Consider the following 23040-nt stretch of genomic DNA (forward strand, 5'->3'; position numbering starts at 1 on the left):
GTCGTCCCGACGGTCACCGAATACCGTGACTCCGGTCACGGCTCGTCACGGCGCCTTGTCATGTGACCCGCTGCTTGACCGGCTTCAAAAGCCCCATCTCCATGCACACCTGCGTGAGCAGCTTTTTGTCTCCCTCGGCGAACGACACGCGGATCGCCTCCGCGTCCGCCGACAGAACGACCCCGGGCCCGAACGTTCGGTGCGATACGTGCGCGCCGGGCTTCAAGTACGCGGGCAGCTCGCCCTGCCAGGCCGTAGCTGCGGACACCGCAGTCTGCGCGAGCCGCCCTCCGACGCCGGCGCCTGCGGACAGCGACGATCCTCGCGGAACGCCCCCGGTTCCGGCGTATCCTGCTTGTCCGGTGCGTCCCGCGTATACGGAGCGCCCTTCGTGTCCGGCGCGGCCTGCGCCGCCCAAGCCCGTCGGAAGACCGGCAGCAGTCCGTCCTCCTGCGCCTTCGGACGTTGCCGCCCCGAAGCTGCGAACCGCCGTCATGAAGCGCGACTCCTTGATCGCCGCGCCATCCTTCTTCTGGTACGCGATCAGCTCCAAATGCCGCTTCGCGCGCGTCATGCCGACATAGAACAGGCGCACGGCCTCCTCCATGTCGGCGGCGTCGCCTTTGTCGTACTTTTTAATGTCGTCGTTCGAAGGGATCACGCCTTCCGCGAGGTCGATCATGTATACGCGATCGAACTCGAGCCCCTTGGCGCTGTGAAACGTCGACAGCGTGACCGCGTCCGGGTCGCGGCTGCGGGACTTGGCGCTGCGCAGCAGCGTCTCGAGATACTTCAGCCGCTCCGCGAAGTCCGTCATCGACGCGAGACCGTCGGCGATATCCTCGAGCGTGTTCAGCACGCCGAGCAGCATCTCCTGCCGGAAGCCGAACCGCTCGCACAGCCGCTCGACGGCCCGCTCGTAGCCGAGATTGAAACGGATCGTGCGGATCGCCTGCCGGGCGTTCATCGCCTGCATCCGTCCGAACGTATCCTTGTTTTCCCGCAGCTGCTTCACCTGGTACTCCTTGAGCGGCACCCGCTCGATGAGCGTGTCGAACACGGACGCCGCGCCGCCTCCGATGCGCAGCAGCGCCCCCATCTGCTCCCGCGTGATGTAGCCGGCCAGCTTCGGATAGATCTTCTCCAGCAGCTCGGGCCGGCGGTCCGTGTACGCCATCCGCATGAAGTTCAGCACGTCCTCGACGACCCAGTGGGAAAAGAAGCGCTTATCCCCGTCTTTCAGGTTAAACGGAATCCCGGCGCGGTCGAGCGCGTTGACGAGGACGAGCGCGGACGTATGGTTGCGGTACAGCACGGCGGTCGTGCCGGCGGAAGCCCCCGCGGCGCTCCCAGCAGCGCCGCTCGTCAGCGCCGCCGTCACGTACTTCGCCTGCGCCTTGTAGTCGGCGAGCATGCGCAGGGAGACGCGGCCGCCGGCCGGATTTTTCGTGTACATCGCCTTGTCGTAGCGATTTTTGTTGCGCCGGATGAAGCGCGCCGCCGTCTCCACGATCTCGGGCGCCGACCGGTAGTTGCGCTCCATCTTCAGCACCTCGGCAGCCGGATAGTGCGACTTGAAGTCGAGCAGATACCCGGGCTCCGCCCCGCGCCAGCCGTAGATGCTCTGGTCGTCGTCGGCGACGACGCACAGATTGCCGTGCGAGGCGGCGAGCAGGCCGACGATGCCGAACTGGACGAGCGAGGTGTCCTGGCTCTCGTCGGTCATGAGGTAATCGTACCTCTGCTGGTAACGGCGAAGCAGCCGCGGGTCCTCGGACAGCGCAAGGTGGCAGACCGTCAGCATGTCGTCGAAGTCCAGCAGCAGCCGGTCGGTTCCTTCGCGCTTGTAGCGCTCGTACGCGCGCAGCAGCTTGTCCGCGTCCTTTAGCTCGCATTTCGCCTCGCTCCAGCGTTCCTCGGGCAGCATTTTATTTTTAATATAGCTAATATAGGTCGTGAGGTCCTCCATCTGATCCTCGGTCAGATTGCCGCCGCCGGTCATCGATCGGTAGAGCTGCCGCAGGATCGGCTTCTTGTGCAGCACCGGCAGGTCCGCCGCCCGCAGCTCGTCCTCTTCCTCCTGCTCGATCTCGCCCTCGATGAGCTGATAGGCTTCGCTCCGCGCCCGGTAGTACGCGCGCACCACCTCGAACGCGAAGCTGTGGATCGTCGAAAAGCCGACTTTGGCGCCGGAGAGTTCGGGGAACAGCGCCGCGAACCGCTCCGACATGTCCCGCGCCGAGGCCCGGCTGAACGTGACCGCTTTGATCCGCGCCGGGTTGACCCCCTTTTCCGAGATTAAATATCCCGTCCGCATCATCAGCGTCGTCGTCTTGCCAGAACCGGGCGATGCCAGCAGAAGAAGCGGCCCCTCGGTATGAAGGACCGCTTGCTTCTGGACTTTATTCAGTTGAACGCCGGCTTCCCGCCGCTTGCGCCCGAAAAATCGTTCGTGGTTCGTCATCGTATTCATAGACCGATTATAGCATGAACGGCCGGAGAACCAGAACGTCTGATCGTAAAATTTAAAGCTGCCGGTATCTGGAATCGTGCCGGATCGGCTGCCCAGCATCCTAAGCAGCCTCGCAGTCAACAGCGTCTAGCGCACCTGTTTTATTCGCTGGCGAACGCCGCGAAGCGGACGCATACCGGCTTGGATACGCGCAGCTCGCTGCCGGTGGGCAGCAGCTTGCCGGTGTCCGCGTCGCGGCTGAAGGTCACGATATGGTTGCCGTCCCGGTTGGCGACGAGCACGAACCGGCCGTCCGGGGAGACCGCGAAGTTGCGCGGATGCCCGCCGAGCGTCGGCGCGTATTCGACCGGCTCCAGCAAGCCGTTGTTCGGGTCGATGCGGCAGACGACGAGGCTGTCGTGCCCGCGATTGGAGCCGTACAGGAACTTGCCGTCCGGGGGAAAGGTGGATATCCGCGCAGGCGTTGTCGCCCTCGAACGAATCGGGCAGCGTAGAGATCGTCTGGACAACCGCTAAACTACCGTTCTCGGCGTCGTACGCGTACACGGTAAGCGTGCTGTTCAATTCGTTAATCCCATATCCGAAAGGAAGCTGCGGGTGGAACGCGAAGTGGCGCGGTCCCGAGCCGGGCGCGACGTCGGTCTCGCTATGGCGAGTCAGACTGCGGCTTGACAGATCGAGCTTGTAAAGGAACACCTTGTCGAGTCCCAGATCGGATACGGCGGCGTACCGGTTGTCGCGGTCGACGATGACCGAGTGAACCCGTGCCTGGCTCTGGACGGGCAGCGCGCTCGCTCCCTCGTGCCGGTGAATCTCGAGCGTCGGCCCGATGCGGCCGTCGTCTTCGGCAGCGGAAACGCCGAACAGACCGCCGTGATAGCTCGCCGTCATGACGAGCCCCTTCGTCCGGTCGAGCGCGATATGGCAAGCCGTCGCGGGGGATCGTCTGCGCTTCGTCCAGTTTATGCAGCCGCCCCTCCTTCGGGGAGAACCGATACGCTGCGGCCGCGCCGCGGCGCGTGCCTCCGGCGTCTTTGATTTCCGTGAGCGAGTAAATCGTGCGGCTGTCTTCGTTCACGGAGAGGAACGTCGGATTCTGCAGTCCGTCCGCTTGGTCGAGCAGCGTCAATGCGCCGGTGCGCGCGTCGTAAGCGCAGGCGTACAAGCCTGGCCCGTCCGCGTCCGCATAGGAACCGATAAAGGCATATGTTCGAGTGGCCGTCAAGGCAAGGCACCTCCAAGTTTTGCGACGCTAGTCGCGCTTGGCCTGCATTTTAACACGATTCGCGAGTGAAAGCACGCGGGGATGCGCGATGGCAGGGCTGTCCCGAATACAGGAGCTAAGGGGAAAGGCATGTTATTTGCGGTTGTTACGACGTTTGAGGAGCGGCGCCAAGGCGCGGAGTTGTTGCCGGATAGGACTTGTCTGCCGGAGGAGCGGCGCCAAGGCGCGGAGTTGTTGCCGGATAGGACTTGTCTGCCGGAGGAGGGGCGCTAAGGTGCGGTGTTGTTGCCGGATAAGACTAGTCTGCCGGAGGAGGGGCGCCAAGGCGCGGAGTTGTTGCCGGATAGGACTAGTCTGCCGGAGGAGCGGCGCCAAGGTACGAAGTTATTCCCGGATAGGACTAGTCTGCCGGAGGAGCGGCGCCAAGGCGCGGAGTTGTTCGCGGATAGGACTTCCTCCCCGGGCCGGACGAAAAAAAGAGCCGAGACCGCCTGCGCGACCTTGGCCCTTCCTCTGCTCCGCGTTACATCGCGTCGCTCTTGCTCGCGGCCGACACCTTCCGGCCTTCGCGGCTTCCCGCCCAGTAGATGAGCGAGGACAACAGGACGACGACCGCCATCGCCGCGAACATCGTCCGGCCGCCGTATTCGCCGAGGAGCCACCCGCCGGCCCATGGACCGATGAACTGGCCGAGATTGGTGAACGTCTGCGCGCCGTAGTACGCGCCTCGCAGATGCTCGGGGGCCAGCCTGTCCAGCAGCATCGTGGCCGCCGGGTAGTTCAGGATCTCCCCGACGGTAAACAAAATCATCGCGACGACCTGCAGCGCGAACGTCTCGGCGCAGCCGATGCCGGCGAGGCCGAGCGCGAAAAACAGGTTGCCCGCATACAGCGCGAACAGAGGCGGACGCTTGTTCGCCAGCCAGCCGAGCGGGATCTGGAGCGCGATGACGGTGACCGCGTTGATCGTCAGCAGGTAGCCGAACATCCGATCCCCGTGGCCGAACACCCGGTCCAGGTGCGGCGCCATGTTGCCGAACAGCTGGCTGTACCCGATGCCCACGACGATGCCGCCAAGCAGGAACAATTGCAGCGCGCCGTCTCGCATAATGACGCGTCCCGCATCCGCGATCGTCGCCTTCGCCGCCTGTTTGCCGTCTTCGATGTCCTTGATGCCGAAGCCGATCATCATGAAGTAGAGCGTGACTGCGTAGGCGAGATAAATGGCTCCCGTGATGATAAAAGCGAGCCCGCCGTTGCCGAGACCGAGCCAGACGCCGAGCACAGGCCCGATCGCGACGCCGACGTTGGCCATCAGGTAGCGCATAGAGAATACTTTCATCCGGCGGTCCTTAGGGGTGAGGTCGGCCATGAGCACCTGGGACACCGGCTCGAACCAGGAGCGGCACAAGCCGTTCATCAGGCTGAGCAGCAGCAGGACGGCCGGCGAGTCGGTCAGCGCGAAGCCGACGAACACGCCGCTCCATGCGAACAACGAGGTGAACATGACCAAGCGGCGGCTGTACCGGTCGGACAGCGCCCCGCCGAGGAAGCCGCCGAACGTGGCGGCCAGCGCGCCGGCGCCCACGATAAATCCGATACCGCCCGGTCCCATGTCCGTATGCGCGGCGAGATACAGCGCGAGAAACGGCATGCTCATGGAAGTGGCGACGCGGGCGATCATATGACCGATCAGCAGCGAGAATACGATAGGGTGATAGGAGGCTAAAAATCCGCGAAGTCTGTTCAACGCAAGCTGCACCACGATTCTGCGATAGTAAGCTTCTATCATAACGGATTGTCGCAGCGTTGTGGATAGGGATAATGTTCCATTTTTGAACAATTGATTAATCGTTGAACGATTGATTAATACCAGCGGTTTAATCGATCTTTGTCGCCTGCCGGATCATTCGATATTCATCGCCCGCAGATGGTGCTCTAAATGCAAAACGTAGTCGTCCGCCCATAGCTCGAGCGCGATCTCCGTGCCGTCCGGCCGCAAAAACGTCCACTCGCTCCCGCCCTCGGGCAAGCCTGCCCATACGTCGGCGATCCGCGTATTCAAGGCGAGCCACAGGCTCAGCACATGATCGTAGGAAGCCGCCTGGTAACGCTGTCCGCTCACCCAATCGTCCTGTGCGTACGGCGTTAAAGGCAGCGGCCGCGGCTCGATCCGGATTCGGACGAACCGCATCAGGTTGTGCAGCGCCGAGTCGCACAGATGCCCCAGTATCTCGAGCTGAGACCACTTGCCCGGTCCGGGACGCGCCTTCAGCTCTTCCTCCGACTTGTCCGCCAGCAGCAGCGGCAGCTCGCGGATCCATCCGCGCAGCCTGGCTTCGGCCTCGCGTACCGTCATCGTTTTCGTCATTCAAGTTCGCTCCTCTTCCTTCCGGAATATGAACTTGATTGTAACGAATCGCGCGGCGTCGCGGGATGAAAGTTATCGATGGCGACAATCGATGGCGACGATCGATACAGCCGATTCGGCCGCTGCGCCGGCGCCGAGCCGCCTGCGTCACACCACCCATTCCCGCACCAGAAAAACGACGCCGAGCGCGATGTTCAGCCAGCCCGAGAATTTGGCAAACTTCTCGTCCTTCCGCTGACCGGCCATCTTGCAGCGGCGCGCATCCACGAAGAGGACAAGCAGGCCGCCGAGGAACCAGATCGGAATGGAAAACGCGTAATAATTGACGCCTTGGCCGAAAATCGGCATTGCCATCGCCTCCGTGCACGCGCGTCATTCGGCTTTCATGCCGATGCGGCGTATTTTCATCTCGATGTGGATCTCGTACTCGATCTCCTTGTACATCCGCTGCCAGCGCTCTTTCGTCCGCACGTTCCGGTTCCAATAGTCCGGCGCTTTGGCCCGGACGTACTCGCCGAGTCCCAGCACGTCCGAGCCGAGCGCCTGCGTCTTTTCGAGGAACGAAGTGATCAGCTTGACGGCGCCTTTCGACTGGCTCTCCTCGATGTCGCGGATGACCGACGGATCCTGGATGTTCAGCTCGTTGTTAATCTTCTCCTCCAGGTTGAGCTCGAAGGCGGTATTGAATTTGAAGTACGGCTTCCCGTCCCGAATCTCGAAGGTCGTCTTGGCTTCCCGGTGCGTAACATGGGTCATCACTTCCGTGCCCTTCACCTTCACGAAGGCGCTGTAGCCGCCAGGATTGTTGCCCTTGAGCGCCATATACACGGCAATGTCGAGCGGCATCGTCGCGCCCACCATCCGGCTGCCCTGGAACAGCGCGAGGCCCTGGATTTGCAGCGTCTGGTTTTTCCTCAATTCGACGTAAGGCAGAAACCCTTCTTGACCCAGCTTCGACTTGCGGCTCCAGAAGATGCCGATATAGTCCTGCGGAAATTTGCCCATCCGAATGCCCTCGTCCAGCGTCGTCATCAAATAAAGCGACGGCACCCGCTCCAGCTTCGGCGAAGCCTTCATGAGCGCGAGCGCTTCTCCCTTCGCCACCATCATCCACGCCATGCGGCGCACTTCGGAGTTGCGATGGAAGTAATCGTTGACGTTTTCCAGTCCGAAGCGAGCCATCTCCTCCGAGATCACGATGACGCGCAGATGGCCGAAAAACAGCTTGGCCGACAGCTCCTGCTGCAGGTTCATCAGCGCGTCGTTGACGGAATGGCCCACGACGTCCAGCACCCATACGGTTTTCTGGGGATCGTTGCCGCCGCCTCCGCCTCCGGTCTCCCCGGGACCGAGCGGGATTCGGCCGGGCAGCGCGAGCTGTACGCCGACCCGAATCAGGTCCGATGCGGGCGGCCCGAGCCCCTTGACGTAGTGCGAGACCGGTTCTTCCTCGCTTTCCGCTTCCGGCGACGCCTTGTCGATCGAAATGCCCAGCACGATCGCCCGGTCCTCGATCTCCGTTCGATCCCAGCATCCGCACAGGAGCGCCGCCGCCAGCAGCGTCGGACAGAGCCGCGACGCGAGGCGAGAGGCGCGCTTCAGCGGACGCAGCGCGTTATCGATCAAGCGCGCTCCCTCCTTTCTTGCGCAGAACGGCAATCAGCAGCAGCAGGCCCGGATAGACGGTCGTCAGCGCGAGGCCGATCCGCCCGACGAATACGACGGACTCGTACATTTTGACGATATTGGCCGGAACCATCGCGAGCACGAATACGAAAGGCAGCAGGAAAAACGTAAAAATGCGCGGTTCCTGGAGACGCAGCAGCTGCGTCAGCGATTGGCTGGTCAAGTAATAGCTGGACAGCAGCGTCGTGAAAACGGCCGTGACCCACACGGCCAAAAACGCGCCGTCGAGCCGCTCGAGCACGTTCGCGGGCAAGGAGGTCGCCTTGGCCAGCTCCAGCGTCGGCCATAGCAGCTCCCGCGTTTCCTCCGCGCCGAACACGCCGATGACGGCGATGACGATGACGACGTACAGACCGCCGGCGATCAGGATGGAGTACAAGCTTACCGCGAGCGCCTTGGCGGGCTTGCGCATCGCGGGAATGACGATCGTCAGGACGAACGAGCCCTGGAACAACGCGGCGATCGTCACGATGCCATCGGTCATGCCCGTCGGCCGGTTGCCCCAGATCGGCTGCAGATTGAGCATTTCGGCGTTTTTGAGCGACAGGCTAATGATCAAGAGCACGGGCACGAGCAGCAGCGGCACGTAAAAGAAATGAATATAGGCGAACGTCGTCATCGTGTTGCGCGCGGAAATGGCCGCCAGCATCAGCATGACGATGACCGTCACTTCGACGGGCGTCTGCTTCAATACGGAGGTGACGACCACCTCGCCGAACTCCCGGGCGGTCAAAGACGTGAGCAGCGCGAAAAAAACGACGACGCACAGGCCGACGGCTCGCGCCGGCCACTTGCCGATCAGGCGCTCGCTGTACTGAATGATCGTCTCGTCGGGAAAGCGCATGCCCAGCATGGCGACGAACATGAGGCCGATCAGCGCGCAGCCGCACGCAAGAATCGTGACCAGCGGTCCGCCGGTGTTCGCCGCGCGGACGGCGAAAAGCGGCAGCGGCAGCACGCCCACGCCGATGATCGTGCTCACCAGGACGGCGGTCGCCTGCAAGGCGTTAATGTCCCTCGCTGCTTTCGTCATTTTCGTCATTCCTTTGCGGTTGATGGGGATTCGCGCCGTCTTCCCCCCCCCGCCGTTCGTCTCGGGCGGCTCAGTCATGTCGGGACCGACGCGGGCGGCATTTTTCGGCTTCAGAAATGCGGGTCGCCGCTTCATCCACCAGAGCGGTCCGCGGATGAGCACGTCCTTCATACCTTCGGCGTTGACGGGCACGAGGGGACTCGAATAAGGCACGCCGAACGATCTGAGCGACAGCAGGTGGTTGGCGATCAGAATCAGGCCGATCATGACGCCGTACAGACCGAATATGCCCGCGATGACGATCAGCGGAAAGCGGAGCAGGCGAAGCGCCAGCGCCGCATTGTACGCCGGCGTCGCGAAGGAGCCGATCGTCGTGAGCGCGATGATGACGACCGTGATCGGACTGGCGAAGCCCGCGGCCACGGCGGCCTGCCCGATGACGAGCACGCCGACGATGGACAAGGCGCCGCCGACCTGCTGCGGCAGCCGGATCGTCGCTTCGCGCAGCACCTCCATCGAGATCTCGATGATCAGCACCTCGACGACGGCCGGCCAAGGGACGCCCGCGCGGCCTCCGGCTACGGCGACAGCGAACTCGGTCGGGATCAGCTCGGGATTAAACGAGATGACGGACACATAAATCGCGGGGAAGACAAGCGAAAATACGAGCGCCACGAGGCGCGCCATCCGGATCGCGCTCATCTGCAAGAATCGCTCGGTGTAATCCTCGACCGCCTGATAAAACTGATTGAATACGGTCGGCACGATCAGCGCCAGCGGCGAGCCGTCCACCAAAATCGCGATCCTGCCTTCAAGCAGGTTCGCCACGACTTTGTCCGGCCGTTCGGTATATTGGACCTGGGGAAAAGGCGACCATTGGTTATCCTCGATGTACTGCTCCAAATAACCCGAGTCGAGCACCGCATCGATGTCAATCCCGCCGAGCCGCCTGTCGACCTCCGCGAGCAAGTCCGGATCGGTCAATCCGTCCATGTAGCAGACGACGACTTTGGAGCGCGTTTTACGCCCGATCGTCAGCTGTCTCGTGCGGAGCTCGGCGGCCTGGAGACGGTAGCGGATCAAGGCGATATTGGGGCCAAGCGGCTCGACGAAACCTTCGCGCGGCCCCCGGATGACCTGCTCGGTGCCCGGCTGATCGATGCCGCGCTTGTCGATCTGCCGGGTGCCGACGACGAGCGCCGCCTCCGAGCCTTCCGCAGCCAGAACGGTATCTCCGTGCAGCAGCGCTTCGATCAGCGCATCGAAATCTAACGTCCGGCGACAATCGCTATGCCACAAGGCCTCGCTTGCCAGCCGATCGAGCAGCTCCGGAGCCGTCCATTCGGACGCACCCGATCCGGCAGGCGCGCTCATCGAAGGCTTCAGGATCGTCTCGTTCAGGGTGGCCTGGTCGAGCATGTTGGGAAAATAGAGCATCGCAGCCGGGAACGAGCCGAAAATACGGAATTTGCGGACGGTCAGCGTCGTGTCCGTGCCGAAAACGCGCGTCACCCGGGCAAGCAGCTCGTCCAGCCGTCCGTCCAGCCGTCCGCCGCCCGCCCCTCCGCCGGTCGAAGGCCCCGCGTCCCCTGTCGTGCGCTTGTTCCGTCGCGATTTGCGAGATTGAAGATGCGTACGATTTCCGAACAAAGGCAATGCGTGTCTCTCCCTGAAGGCTGACGTGGATGCAGAGTGTTAAGCAGTGTCGGCTAACCGCGGTCTGTTTAAACCGGTCGGCCGAAAGCATGCCTCGAAAATCCATTCCGAAGCGATGCGCCTAAAATAAAAAAACTCTCCCGGCGATGCGATTGCGCACCTTGGGAGAGTTGATTGCTTGGTATTTCGCCCGGTCTTCGTCCTGCTTATCTCACATACGAAACCTGCGTCACTTCGCCTTCTATGCCTTCGGGCAGCGAGACGTTCACCACGATATCCTCCGGCGCCTCGATTCTAAGCTTCAGCTTGCCGGCGGAGACGAACTCCCAGCTCACCGCGATATGACCGCCCTGCGGCAGCGGGACGACGCCTTCGGCCCAGGTCAGATCGCAAGGCTGCGGCGAGATATCGACCGTCCGCCACCCGTCCGCTCCCCGCTTGACGCCGAGAATGCTCGAGCCCAGGAAATAGCCCGGCGCCGCCGACCATGCATGGCAATGGCTGCGGGTCAGCATGTCCGGGTTGCTGCGGTTTTCCGCAAAGTTCGGATACATCTCCCAACAGGTCGTGGCGTCGTAGCGCAGCATCTGGCCGTAATTGCGGCGGATATCGTCCAGCATCAGCGTTTGACGGCCGGCCTTCTCGAGCGCCTCGTAGTAGAAGAACGACATAAACGGGCTGCCGATCTGTACGAAAGCCGGCGGCGGGGACGACAGGTAGCCTTCGATAACGGCTTCGCGTTCACCCTGCGCAACCCCGCAAAGATAAGCGACGACCTGCGTCTGCATGCTGTATACGTCCGAACGGCGCTCGTCCGCGTGGATGCAATCGATATAAGCGCGCTTTTCCTCGTCCCACAATACCGCGTTGATCGTCTCGGCCAGAAGGTCGGCGCGCGCCGCGAACGCGTCGGCCTCTTCGGCTGCGCCGGCCGCGGCGGCAAGCGCGCGCGAATCCCGAAGCGCCTTGACGAGGAACAGGTTCTGGTGGGTGACGATGCCCTCGTTCGGCTGATCGATCGGCGCCCAGTCCAGCAGATTCCAGCCCGCCATGTTCAGCAGGCCGCTGTCGTCGATATGCGCCAAATAATGCGTCAGCGTGTGCTTGACCGCCGGCCAGATGCGGGCGGCGAAAGTTTCGTTGCCCGTATGCGCGGCATATTCCCGGCAGGCGAGGATCCAGAAGAACGTCCAGTTCGGAATGACGCTGCTCCATGCGCTCGGCACCTGGTCGAGATAAAGCGGCGTCTCGTCCGCCGAGCCGGGCACGAGATTCAGGCAGCGCTCCACGATCTCGGTCTCGCCGAACACATAATAGTTCACCAGCGCCTCGTTGCGGCTGTCGCCTACCCAGAAAACCTGCTCATAGGACGGGCAGTCGACGAACGTGTCCTCCATGCATAGCCTGGTGGTATGCCTGCTGATCTCCCACGTTGCGTTCAGCAGCGCGTCCGAGCAGCGGAAGCTTCCTTGTTCCGCGACCGGGTACGTGCTCTGGCGGATATAGATCTCGTGCAGCTTCACCGGCGCGCTATTGCCCCTGACGGTCAGGAACAAGTACCGGAAACCGCGGCGCACGGGGGACACGTACGATTGCCTGCCTTCGCGGCAAATATAGCGGAACGTGTTGTCGAGCCCGTACGTGTGCTGCGTGTAGCCTTCTCGCATATACTCGACGCCATAGGCATCGATGATCGTACCGGCGGGCGCTTCGAGCTCGAAGCCGACATACCCGGAGCGCTCCGCGCCCAGATCGATGACGAGCTCGCAGTCCCCGTCCTCGAATACGGGCAGGACGCCCGGCTCGGGAACCGGCAAAATCGCGTTCAGAACGGATCTCGGCACCGCCCTGCGTTCGGCGAGCGTCCGCCATACGTTAGATCCGAACACGTTTTCCTCCGTATAGAGCGAAGGATCGAACGGCTTGACCCAGGAACCGAATGCCTCAAGCGCGGCGGCGGTAGGCGCGGCTTCCGGCAGCGCCCGATAATCCGGGTGGTCCGTCTGCATCCGTCTGCCCGGGCGGTGATCGATGTATTCGGACTGGTCGAACGTACCGATCGTCGCCAGCGGCACGCCATTGTCCCCGGCCGGCGAGCGCAGCGTGAACGCCGCATCGCTGTCGATGGCGAAATGGCTGCTGCCGCCGTGGTCGGAGCCCGTGATATCGACGAGGACCAGATGCTCGCCTGCAGCCAGGTTCAATCGATAATAGCGCTCCGGCTGCACGCCCGTCCACTCGCTTTGCAGGACGCCGTCGACCCATACGCCGCTGCCCCGCACGCCGGACGGGAATCCGAGCGTGACGAAGCCGCTTGTCTCGAGCGCGAGGACTGTCGCCACATAACCGCAGTAGGAAACGGGGTTCGCATGGTTAACGCTCTCGGGCACCATTTGATTGCGCAGATCCAGCGCGGCTGCGTACTTGGGCGCTTTTACCCGGCTGAGCGACTGGATGGAGGCCGGATACAGCTTTTCTTCCGTCAAAAAAGGAATATCGCGCGGGATCAGCGACGTCCAGGGCGCCATGCCTGCGCTGCCGATCGCCTGCGCGCTTGGCCATTCGCCGTCGTCGAACGCCGGCTCGGCCCAGCCTTCCGCCAGCTCGCGCGCATCCACGACTTCCGCGAACGCCTGCTGGCAAGCCATCCGCGGCGAGTTGGATTGCTGCCCGCCCAAACGTGCCGTCCGCCAGCCGGCATCCGTCGCCGCGAGCGTGCGGCCGCCGGCCTCAACCTCGGCGATCAGCCCCCCGCGTCCGCGCAAGTAATAGAAATTGGACACGCCGAAATGAAGCACGAGCACCGCGATCGTATTGCGGGCGCCCGGGCGCAGCTGCCCCCCGATGTCGTACGAGTCGTAAAACTGCTCCTTCGGCCAGGAGCGCACGGGGCCTCTCCCCACTTGCTCGCCGTTCAAGAACAGCACGTATCGCGAATCCGCCGTTATATGGAGCATGGCCGGTCCCTCTACCGACGCAGGCGCGTCGAAGCTCCCCCCGGAAGCACCGCCACTCGTTGCGCGGACTCTCCTCTTCTCCTCCCCAGATCCACGAAGCGTTCCAATTTCTGCTTGCCATCGCGCTGCCTCCATCCCCGGCCTGCGGCCGAATGTCTTCATATCCTTCATTGTAGCTGCGCGTCCGCTCAAAAAAAAGGGTTGATCCTGCCATCTGGGCGGTGTATCCTGCCATCATGAAGAAAAGTCGCTTGGGCTCGCCAGGGCGCATTTTGACATAGAGAGGAGCGCGCTGCGAGATGGTTAAGCATCGGATCGAAGTTACGCCGTCGCATCTCTTTTTCGACGAGGAGCTGCCGTTCTACATCAACCGCGTGTCTGAATCCTACGAGCTGGGCTATCACGCCCACGAATTCACGGAGATCAGCTACGTCGGAGAGGGCGAGGGGCATCAATATATCGGCGAAGAACGGCTTCGCGTTCGAAGGGGAGACCTGTTCACGCTGCCGCTCGGCGCTTCGCATGTCTTTCGCCCGAGCTCGGCGAACGCCGGCCCGCCGCTCGTCGTGTACAACTTCCTCTTTGAAGCCGAGCGCATGTCCGAAGCAATTCGCGGCTTCCCGGGGCTCGATCGGTTGGAACGCGCGCTGTCTTGCCTGGACCTCGCTCCGGGAGATGGCGGCTGGCGAAAAATGCAGGACCGGACCGGCGCCTTCGAGGCGTTTTTCGCGGCGGCCTACCCGGAGTTCGCGGGGCGCCGGACCGGTTATCAGACGCGTATCTATGCGCTGTTCATCGTGCTATTGACCGAGATCGAGCGCAGGCTCGCAGACGACGCGATCGGTACGCGCGCGGGGCACGCAGGCGGGTTGGAGGATGCGCTTGCCTTCATCCGCGCCTCCCTGGCCTCTCCGATCACGGCTTCGCAGGCCGCCGAAGCGGCCGGCATGAGCGAACGGCATTTCTACCGGCTCTTTGCCAAAACGACAGGGCTCACCTTCGGCCAATACGTCCAGCGGCTGCGCATCGAGCGGAGCTGCGAGCTGCTGCGGCGCACGCGCCTCTCCGTCCAAGAGGTCGCGGAGGCCGTAGGCTATCAAGACCGGGGCCACTTCCTGGATGTGTTCAAAAAAATAACGGGGCTCGCGCCCCGTGCGTACCGTTCTTCCTGTGAAAAGCAGCCGGATGAGCGGGAACGCGAACAATAAGCGAGCAGCGTTTGGCGCCGTTGTGCGGTGAAACCGCATAACGACGCCCGCCAAGCCCGTTTCCCACGCCGTTGTGCGGTGAAACCGCATAACTCGGCCCGCCAAGCCCGCTTTCCGCGCCGTTGTGCGATCCTACCGCTTAGCCACGCTTCTGCTAGAAGCTCCGGAAGACCAGCTCCGGCAGCGCATCTCCCGCCAAACCCACGTCTCTCGCCAGAAATCCGCCCGCGCGCTTGCGCCGGCAGGTGACGGTCACCTCGCGGCTCTCGCCGGGCAGCAGCGTGAAGTACAAGTCGTCGGCGGCCATCCACCAGCCGTTCGTCGTTTCCTCCGCATGCACGTGCAGCGCCGCATGATCGCCGTCGTTCGCCAGCTTGAAGCGCCGCGTGACGGCTTCGAGCCGTCCGTCTTCGGCCGACCAATCATCGAGTGCCGCAGCCGTCAGGCGAACCCTATCGCCAACAGCCAATGAAGGCGCATAGACTTCCCGCTCCAGCGTCGAGAAAAAATAATCGTTACCATGCAGCAGCGCGCCCGCCGGATCGAGCAGCTCAAGCCGCAGCAGGAACAACGCCCCGAAGGCATCCGTCACGAGCGCGTGCAGGTCGCCCGCATGCGCCGTATGCTCGCCGTCGACGCTCACGGCGTTCGTCTGCTCGTGCAGCAGAGCGCCGTCCATGCCGAGCAGTCGGCTGCGCACCGTCAATCCTTCCGTCGCCGCGTGAGCGCCCGCGAACAGCTTGGCCTCGAACGTTTCCCCCGTCCGGAAGTTCAAACGTTGGTACGCCGCCGACGCAAAACAAGGGCTGTACGCCCGTCGCGTCCAGTAATACGCCATTTTGCTCTCGCCGTAGTAATCGACGAGGCTCGTGCTCGACGCGTTCGGGTACGGCTCGTTCAGCTGCCAAATGACGCTGCCGCTGTTCTTGAACTGACGACGCCGGTTCGCCTCCAGCACGAATCTCAGCCCTTCCGCCTGAATCCACTGGCTCGCGCGGCTGAAAACGCCGATGTCGGACCCGACTTCCGCGCCGAACAGCTCGACGTCCCGGTCGTACGTGTCCCACCATTCGCCGTGATGGCGCCAGACGAGACTGTCGTTCATCGAGACGGGCCGCAGCTCGGACGCCGGCAGAAACTTCTTCAAGCTCTTGACCGCGCTCACGCCGTCGACGCCGAATTCACTGTGGAACAAATGATCCACGTCCGAATACAGCTCGTAGTGGCCCGGGTTGCCCTGGAACTTCCAGTGGCCGTGCACGTCGTGGCTGACGCCTTTTTCCGGCGTTATATACTGTACCGGTCCCGACGCGGAAGTCGGCAGGAACAGCCGCCGCGGATCATGCGTTTCTACGAGCTTCTTCAGCATCGCCAGGTTCGCGTCTTCGTAGGTGGAAGGCACGTTCGGCTCGCTCATCAGCTCGTTGCCGCCGCTCCAGACGGTCAGCGACACGTGATTGCGCTTCGCCTTCAAGGCGCTCACGGCGGTCAGCGCGATCAGTTCGAGGAACTCCGGCCGCTGCGAAGGAATGTTGTCGATGCCCGAGCTCGACTGAACGAACTCTTGCCACACGAGGAGGCCGTGGCGGTCGCACAGCTCGTAAAAATGCTCTTTTTCGATAATACCGCCGCCCCAGACGCGCACCATGTTCACGCCCGCGCGCTTCATGAGCAGCACGTAGTATTCGTACTGCTCCGGCGTCACGTTGCCGTACAGATGGTCGAGCGGCGTCATGTTCACGCCTCGGACGTAGATGCGCTTGCCGTTCACGACGAACGTATAAGGCAGCGCCTCCGTGGGGCTCTCCTCGTTTTGCGCGTAGGACAGCGAACGAATGCCGGTCCTGAATTCGCGCGCGTCCATGACGGCGCCGTCCGCCACCAGTGTCAGGCGCACGCCGTACAAAGGCTGCTCGCCATAACCGTTCGGCTGCCACAGGCGTACCTGATCGACGGGGATACGCAGCTCTCCCGTCCTGCCGTCCGCGCCGATCGATGCCTCGCCATGCGCGACAAGGACGCCTTCGGGATCGGTCACGTCGATCCGCAGCGTCAGCGCTTGCGCGCCTCCTGCGTTTACGCCTTCAACATGCCCATCCGCATCTCGTTCCCCGCCGCTAGCCGCAGCGTCCGGGACCGCAAAACCGCAAGCCGCCGCCGAGACGAAAATCTCGCCGGTTCCGGCTTCCGGATCGGCGTCCGTCGTCACCGAGACGTCATCGAGCGTACAGGCTTCGTGTACGCGCAGCAGCACGTCGTCCCAGATGCCGATATTCACGAGCCGCGTGGAAAAGTCCCATTTATAGTTGAACCTGCTTTTTTTGCGTATGCGTCCGCGAGGTCAATCCGATCTGCGACATCTCGTCCGGCGCGTGCTTGAACATGACGGTCACTTCCATCCGCTCTTGCTCGCGCGCGGCCTCGGTCACGTCGAAGACGGCCTCGTGGTACATGCCTTCATGCTCGCCGAGCAGCTTGCCGTCCACGAAAACCTGCGCTTCGTAATCCAGCCCCTTGAAGACGAGCTCCGTCCGGCCGCTACCTTGTGTTGGGCAAGCGACGGAGGCGCGGTACACCCACCACCGGTTCTCCACCCATTCGCACTTCCAGCTGTTCAAGCCGAACCAAGGATCCTCGATCAGTCCCGCGCGAAGCAAATCCGCATGCACGCCGCCCGGCACCGTCGCCGGCATCCAGTCCGTCACGCCCAGCAGCTCCTGGCCGATCTCCATGCTGCTCACCTTCAGCGGCACCCACGGCCAATAGCCTTTGACTTCCCATTTCTCGCCGTTCAGCAGCAATTCCTTCATCTCTCGCTTCCGCCCCGCTTCTCGTCCGTATGTCTTCCTTCGCACACATCATAGAGCATTGCCTGGCGCGCATCAATTGACAAACGACTTGACAAACTTCATTGTGTAAAGCAACAACGATCCTTCACGATTCGAGGTTATGACGACGATGAGCGGCAAAGTATCCATGCAAAAAATCGCGGACGCGCTCGGCGTCTCCAAAAACGCCGTATCGCTGGCTCTGAGCGGCAAACCAGGCGTCAGCGGAGCGCTGCGGGATCGCGTATTCGAGACGGCCAACAGGCTGGGCTACCGGGCGCGGACGGACAAGGAAGGCCGGCGGACGCGCAACCTGCTCATACTCATCCCGAAGTATATCCGGCACGATCAAGGATTCTACAGGGAAATCTATTGGGCAATCGACAGGCGGGCGAAGGAAACCGGGTGCACGGCGGTACGGTGCGAGATTTCGGAGCGTATGGAGGAGGCGTTACTGCTGCCGGAAGAATGGCATCTGGCCGTGTACGAGGGCTTGCTGCTCGTCGGCGTCTTCCGCGAAGCTTACGTCCGCCATCTGTTGGATCTCGGCGCGCCGCTCGTCATCGTCGATCACGACTATGACACGCTGAAGCTGGACGCCGTCGTGACCGCCAATACGACCGAGGCCTTCCGCATCGTGTCGTATCTGATCGGGCTCGGACACCGGGAGATCGGCTTCATCGGCGCGATCGGCATGACGCGCAGCTTCATGGAGCGCTGGCTCGGTTATTGCCAGGCGATGAGCGAGGCCGGACTCGCCATCCCAGAGGCATACTGCCTGACCGGCGAGGCGCCGCTCGCGACGCTCCATTCGCAGCCGTCCGAGGTGCAGGCCTGGCTGGATGGGCTGGGGAGCTACCCGACGGCATGGTTTTGCGCCAACGACCGCATCGCCGTCAACCTGATCGAGATGCTGACCGCGATGGGCGTGCGGATTCCAGGCTCGCTCTCTGTCGCGGGCTTCGACGATATCGAAGAGGCCGCCCGCACGGAGCCGCCGCTCACGACCGTCCAGGTCCAGCGCGAGCAGCTCGGCTACGAGGCCGTCGACTTCCTGATCCGCAAGATCGACTACGGCGGCAATCCGACCAAGCTGTCCATTTACGGCGCGTTTATCGAGCGCGCGTCCTGCGCCCCGCCATCGGGGAACGCTGAGAATCTGCGCGATCCCGTTCCGAATCGCGGATGACTTCGCAAGCGATCAGGCCGGCGAGCGGTTGGTTGGGGACTCCAGATCAGGGTACGATAAACGAGACCATACTTGGATAGGAGATGATCCCCGTGAGCGATTTGGAAAAAAAGCTGACAGAAGCGCTGGGCAAATATAAGTTCGGGGCGTTCGCGACCGTCCACGACGGCCAGCCTTCGCTGCGCTATATGCAGGTGTTCAACGACGGACTGACGATCCTGCTCGCGACGCACCGCGATACGCACAAGGTCGACGAGCTCGAGGCGAATCCGAAGGCATCCTTGCTCCTTGGTCTCGAAGGCCGGCTGTGGCCGGGCGAGATCGTCGAGGTGCAGGGCGAGGTGGCGATCTCCACGGACGAGGAGCTGAAGTCGGACGTGTGGAAAAGTTACTTCAAAAAGTGGCTCGACGGCCCGCACGATCCGGACTACGTCATCCTGAAGCTGAAGCCGACGCTTATTCTGTATACGGAGAAGGACGGGGAGCAGCAGGTTTGGCGTCCGTCTTGAACCCGCCCGCGTATATTTTGCCGAAGCGGTCCGTTCATTGAACCTCAAAAAAGGCAGGTCCGGCGCCGCGCTGGCGATAACGGACCTGCCTTTTTTATGCGTGCAACGGCCTCAGCGGGAGGAGGCTTGTTTGTTTCCGGTTGAGACTTCACGCGGCCCGAGGGGCGGCGCGGAAGCTTGTTTGTTTCTGGTTGAGACTTCTCGCGGTTCGAGGGGCGGCGCGGAGGGCCGTTTGTTTCTGGTTGAGACTTCTCGCGGTCCGAGGGGTGGCGTGGGGGGATCGTTTGTTTCTGGTTGAGAACTTCTCGGGGGGCCGAGGAGTGGCGTGGGGGATCGTTTGTTTCTGGTTGAGACTTCTCGGGGGCCGCTGGAGCGGTGCGGGAGCTTGTTTGTTTCCGGTTGAGACTTCTCGCGGTCCGAGGGGCGGCGCGGGGGGATCGTTTGTTTCCGGTTGAGACTTCTCGCGGTCCGAGGGGCGGCGCGGGGGGATCGTTTGTTTCTGGTTGAGACTTCTCGCGGTCCGAGGAGCGGCGCGGGGGATCGTTTGTTTCTGGTTGAGACTTCTCGGGGGGCCGAGGAGTGGCGTGGGGGGATCGTTTGTTTCTGGTTGAGACTTCTCGCGGTTCGAGGGGCGGCGCGTTACCCTGCTTTTAAAGATAACACGCCGCCCCAACCGGTCGTTCGTGCTTCAGCACCTGAACAGCCCGTACCCCGGCAGCGGCACGATCGGCGCTTCGTCGACGGCGAGGCCCGCGGACCCGCCTCGCTTAATGGCCACGTCGACGAGCCAGCGCGTGAACGGCGCGACGTTCATCGTCTCCAGCTCCTCCAGCGAGTAGAAACCCGCCGCATCCACCTCCACGCCGTCCGGCATCGGCTCGCCGCCGACGTACGACATCGTGAAGGCGACGTACAAGTTGTGCACGGCTCTCGGCTGGTCCCGCAGCGCCGCGACGCCCGTCACGACCGCATCGATGCCGGTCTCCTCCAGCACCTCTCGTCGCACCGTCTCGTTAATTTTCTCCAGCTGCTCAGCGTAGCCGCCCGGGTTCGTCCAATATCCTTTGCCCGGCTCCTGCGCCCTGCGCACGAGCAGAATCTTGCCGTCCCGCTCCACGAGCGCGCCGACGCCGATGCTGTAGTTACCCCAATGCACGAAGCTGCAGGCGGTGCAGGCGCGCCGCGGCGTGCCGTCGACGTCGCGCGTCTCCATCGCTGCCCCGCAGGACGAGCAAAACTTCACTTCCATGCTCATACCGCCGCCCCCTTTCCGTCCGGAATGCATTTCGCATAGACCAGCCCTTGACGGATGCCGCCCTCGTCCGCGCGCGCCGTCACGTAATCCGCATGCGCCAGCAGCTCGGGATGGCTGTTGCCCATCGCGATGCCGAGGCCGACGAGCGTCAGCATCTCCTTGTCGTTCAAACCGTCCCCGAAGGCAATCGCTTCTTCCGGCTTAATACCGAGCGCGTCCAGCATAGCCTGAATGCCCTCGGCTTTGGAGCCGGTATGCGGCAGCACGTCCAGCGCGTTCGGATGCCAGCGGATGAACCGTAGACCCGGGAGCTCCGGCAAATAAGCCGCTTCCTCGCCGTCCGCGCAATGCAGGAACACCTGGTAGATGCCCTCTCCCCGCCAAAAATCGGCATTGAACCCGGGCCGCTCCACTCTCAGCGAATCGACGGCTTTCCAGACGCCGGCATCGTCCTCATGATTCGTATGATAGGTCGCTTTGCCTTCGAATACGAGCGGATGCCCCGCGCGTCCCGAGAGCTCGACGAGCTTCTCCAGGTCGCCGATCGGAATCCGCCTCTCGTACAGCTCCTTGCCCTTGTACACGACATAGCCGCCGTTCAGGCTGACGAACGACTCGATGCCGAGCTCCTCCAGCAGCCATTTGAAAAAGTACGGCGCGCGCCCGGTCGCGATGACCGGCTCGATCCCGCTTGCCTTCAGCTCGGCGATCGCGAGGCGCGTATCCTCGGGAATTCGTTTTTCCTCGTCCAGCAGCGTTCCGTCGATATCGAAAAAAACGATTTTGTAGCTCATGCCAGCTCCCCATCCTGAAATCCGTCTATTCTGAACCATTCCCCTTATCATCTAACAAAATCGTCCCTGCGTAAACGGAAATCTCGCGAATACTGACAGACTGTTGTCAAGGACGTTCCCATACAATGAGTACAGACAGCAAGAACGAACAGAACCAAACCAGCGCAAAGGAATGATTCGATTGGTAGCAAAAACGCAAAACACCGGCATCGTGATCGCGGGGCTGCTGCTCTCCATCCTGATGGCCTCGATGGACAACTCGATCACCGCGACGGCCATGGGCTCCATCATCGGAGAGCTCGGCGGTCTCGACAAATTCGTATGGGTAACGTCGGCCTACATGGTCGCGGAAATGGCGGGCATGCCGATCTTCGGCAAACTGTCGGATATGTACGGGCGCAAACGTTTCTTCGTCTTCGGCGTCGTCTGCTTCATGGTCGGCTCGGCCCTTTGCGGCACGGCCGATTCGATCCTGCAGCTTAGCCTGTACCGGGCCGTCCAGGGAATCGGGGCGGGCGCGCTCGTGCCGATCGCCTTCACCATCATGTTCGACGCCGTGCCGCCGGAGAGCCGGGGCAAGCTGGGCGGCCTGTTCGGTGCGGTATTCGGCCTATCCAGCATTTTCGGACCGCTGCTCGGCGCGTATATCACGGATCATATCGGGTGGAATTGGATCTTCTACATCAATCTGCCGCTCGGACTGATCGCGTTCGCCATGATCGCCTTCTTCTACAAAGAGTCGGCGCAGCACGAGCGCCAGGTCATCGATTGGACCGGCGCAGCCTCGCTCGTGGGCACGATCGTCTGTCTTGTGTTCGCCATGGAGCTCGGCGGCAAGACGTTCGCCTGGGACTCCGCGGAAATTATCGGCTTGTTCGCAGGGGCTGCCGCGCTCGCGCTGCTGTTCGTATGGGCGGAGCGGCGCGCCGCCGAGCCGATCATCTCGTTCGCGATGTTCCGCAGCAGATTGTACGCGACGAGCAATGCGCTGGCCATGCTGAGCGGCGCGGCCTTCATTACCGCGTCCGTCTACATTCCCATTTACATGCAAGGCGTCTTGGGCGGCTCCGCCACGAACTCGGGCATGGTCCTGCTGCCGATGATGCTGGGCACGGTCGTGACCGCGACGCTCGGCGGCAGCCTGCTGAACAAGCTGTCCTATCGCACGATCCTCATCCCGAACGTCGTCATCCTCGTCGCGGGCATCGCGCTGCTGACGACGCTGACGTCGGATACGCCGCGCTGGATCGTCACGGTCTACATGGTGCTCGTCGGACTCGGCGTCGGGGCGACCTTCTCCGTGCTCGGCAACGCCGCCATCCACGCCCTGCCGGCGAACAAGCGCGGCTCCGCCAGCTCTACGCTGAACTTCTTGCGCTCGCTGGGCATGACGCTTGGCATCACGGTGTTCGGCATCATCCAGAGCCATGCGATGGCCCGCAAGCTGTCGGATGCGCTGGGCGGAGGCTCGCTCGGCGGCGGCGTGCCCGCAGACGGTACGGCTGGGACGGCTGGCGGCACGGGGGCCGGCTCGTTAGGCGGCGCCGCGACGAGCGGAGGCGGCAGAGCCGTACCCGATAGCCTCGGCGGTCTCAACCTGAGCGACCCGCATGCGCTGATGGAACCCGCTGCCCGCTCGCACATTCCGCACGAATTGCTGGCGAAGGTCACCGACGGCCTCTCGTCCTCGATCTCGGCTACCTTCATGTGGAGCCTCATCCCGGCCGTGCTGGCGCTCGCCGCGGCGCTTCTGATGAGCCGGGAACGCATGGATCCCGCGCTGGAGGCTGAAGCTTACGCGGCACAGCACTAGAATCGCGCGCAACAAGAGCCCGTTTACGCTTAACAGGCGTTGC

General features: G+C 62.7%; 16 protein-coding genes and 3 pseudogenes. 4 read left to right on the forward strand and 15 right to left on the reverse strand.

From position 1 onward, the window contains the following. Window positions 1-58: 58 nt before the first annotated feature. The 11 genes and pseudogenes from OMP38_RS08855 to OMP38_RS08905 form a co-directional block, all read right to left on the reverse strand. A complete protein-coding gene (locus OMP38_RS08855) occupies window positions 59-2464 on the reverse strand; it encodes an ATP-dependent helicase (RefSeq protein WP_277565211.1) in 2406 nt (801 codons plus the stop codon). 149 nt (window positions 2465-2613) lie between these two features. Next, on the reverse strand, window positions 2614-2982 hold the full coding sequence (locus OMP38_RS08860; protein WP_277564753.1) for a lactonase family protein: 369 nt from the start codon (window positions 2980-2982) through the stop codon (window positions 2614-2616). Then, window positions 2969-3364: pseudogene (locus OMP38_RS08865) on the reverse strand (lactonase family protein); the annotation flags it as partial. The pseudogene OMP38_RS08865 and the gene OMP38_RS08860, both read right to left, overlap by 14 nt. Before the next feature lie 106 nt (window positions 3365-3470). After that, a pseudogene (locus OMP38_RS08870) lies at window positions 3471-3698 on the reverse strand (beta-propeller fold lactonase family protein); the annotation flags it as partial. 523 nt (window positions 3699-4221) lie between these two features. After that, on the reverse strand, window positions 4222-5490 hold the full coding sequence (locus OMP38_RS08875) for an MDR family MFS transporter (protein WP_277564754.1): 1269 nt from the start codon (window positions 5488-5490) through the stop codon (window positions 4222-4224). Window positions 5491-5604: 114 nt separating this feature from the next. Further along, window positions 5605-6069, reverse strand: a complete 465-nt coding sequence (locus OMP38_RS08880; RefSeq protein ID WP_277564755.1) for a DinB family protein — start codon at window positions 6067-6069, stop codon at window positions 5605-5607. Window positions 6070-6216: 147 nt separating this feature from the next. After that, entirely contained in the window at window positions 6217-6417 is a 201-nt protein-coding gene (locus OMP38_RS08885; protein ID WP_277564756.1) for a CLC_0170 family protein, read from the reverse strand. Between the two features lie 24 nt (window positions 6418-6441). Then, on the reverse strand, window positions 6442-7695 hold the full coding sequence (locus tag OMP38_RS08890) for a Ger(x)C family spore germination protein (protein ID WP_277564757.1): 1254 nt from the start codon (window positions 7693-7695) through the stop codon (window positions 6442-6444). Continuing rightward, complete coding sequence (locus OMP38_RS08895) at window positions 7685-8866, reverse strand: GerAB/ArcD/ProY family transporter (protein WP_338130490.1); 1182 nt, start codon at window positions 8864-8866, stop codon at window positions 7685-7687. The genes OMP38_RS08890 and OMP38_RS08895 overlap by 11 nt, the downstream gene beginning before the upstream one ends. Further along, window positions 8858-10333: pseudogene (locus OMP38_RS08900) on the reverse strand (spore germination protein); the annotation flags it as partial. The pseudogene OMP38_RS08900 and the gene OMP38_RS08895, both read right to left, overlap by 9 nt. A 317-nt stretch (window positions 10334-10650) precedes the next feature. Beyond that, complete coding sequence (locus OMP38_RS08905; protein ID WP_277564758.1) at window positions 10651-13401, reverse strand: family 78 glycoside hydrolase catalytic domain; 2751 nt, start codon at window positions 13399-13401, stop codon at window positions 10651-10653. A gap of 299 nt (window positions 13402-13700) precedes the next feature. On the opposite strand from OMP38_RS08905, the gene OMP38_RS08910 reads away from it, so the two are divergent. Continuing rightward, a complete protein-coding gene (locus OMP38_RS08910) occupies window positions 13701-14609 on the forward strand; it encodes an AraC family transcriptional regulator (protein WP_277564759.1) in 909 nt (302 codons plus the stop codon). 154 nt (window positions 14610-14763) lie between these two features. Here the strand turns inward: OMP38_RS08910 and OMP38_RS08915 are convergent, their stop codons facing one another. Both OMP38_RS08915 and OMP38_RS08920 read right to left on the reverse strand, forming a co-directional pair. Then, a complete protein-coding gene (locus OMP38_RS08915; RefSeq protein ID WP_277564760.1) occupies window positions 14764-16887 on the reverse strand; it encodes a glycoside hydrolase family 2 TIM barrel-domain containing protein in 2124 nt (707 codons plus the stop codon). A 22-nt stretch (window positions 16888-16909) separates the two neighbouring features. Continuing rightward, the gene (locus OMP38_RS08920; protein WP_277564761.1) at window positions 16910-17419 is read right to left on the reverse strand and encodes a glycosyl hydrolase 2 galactose-binding domain-containing protein; all 510 of its coding nucleotides are present in this window, start codon (window positions 17417-17419) and stop codon (window positions 16910-16912) included. Between the two features lie 148 nt (window positions 17420-17567). Here OMP38_RS08920 and OMP38_RS08925 point away from each other — a divergent pair, with 148 nt between their 5' ends. Both OMP38_RS08925 and OMP38_RS08930 read left to right on the forward strand, forming a co-directional pair. Continuing rightward, window positions 17568-18626: a LacI family DNA-binding transcriptional regulator gene (locus tag OMP38_RS08925; RefSeq protein WP_277564762.1), complete on the forward strand. Its 1059-nt coding sequence runs from the start codon at window positions 17568-17570 to the stop codon at window positions 18624-18626. Window positions 18627-18718: 92 nt separating this feature from the next. Continuing rightward, entirely contained in the window at window positions 18719-19135 is a 417-nt protein-coding gene (locus OMP38_RS08930; RefSeq protein WP_420869599.1) for a pyridoxamine 5'-phosphate oxidase family protein, read from the forward strand. Between the two features lie 688 nt (window positions 19136-19823). On the opposite strand, the gene OMP38_RS08935 is transcribed toward OMP38_RS08930, so the two are convergent. Further along, the gene (locus OMP38_RS08935) at window positions 19824-20384 is read right to left on the reverse strand and encodes an NUDIX hydrolase (protein ID WP_277565213.1); all 561 of its coding nucleotides are present in this window, start codon (window positions 20382-20384) and stop codon (window positions 19824-19826) included. 2 nt (window positions 20385-20386) lie between these two features. Then, window positions 20387-21184, reverse strand: a complete 798-nt coding sequence (locus OMP38_RS08940) for a Cof-type HAD-IIB family hydrolase (protein WP_277564764.1) — start codon at window positions 21182-21184, stop codon at window positions 20387-20389. Window positions 21185-21356: 172 nt separating this feature from the next. Here OMP38_RS08940 and OMP38_RS08945 point away from each other — a divergent pair, with 172 nt between their 5' ends. Then, complete coding sequence (locus OMP38_RS08945; protein WP_420869600.1) at window positions 21357-22997, forward strand: MDR family MFS transporter; 1641 nt, start codon at window positions 21357-21359, stop codon at window positions 22995-22997. Window positions 22998-23040: the final 43 nt, after the last annotated feature.

Source organism: Cohnella ginsengisoli (genome assembly GCF_029525555.1).
GTDB lineage: Bacteria > Bacillota > Bacilli > Paenibacillales > Paenibacillaceae > Cohnella > Cohnella ginsengisoli.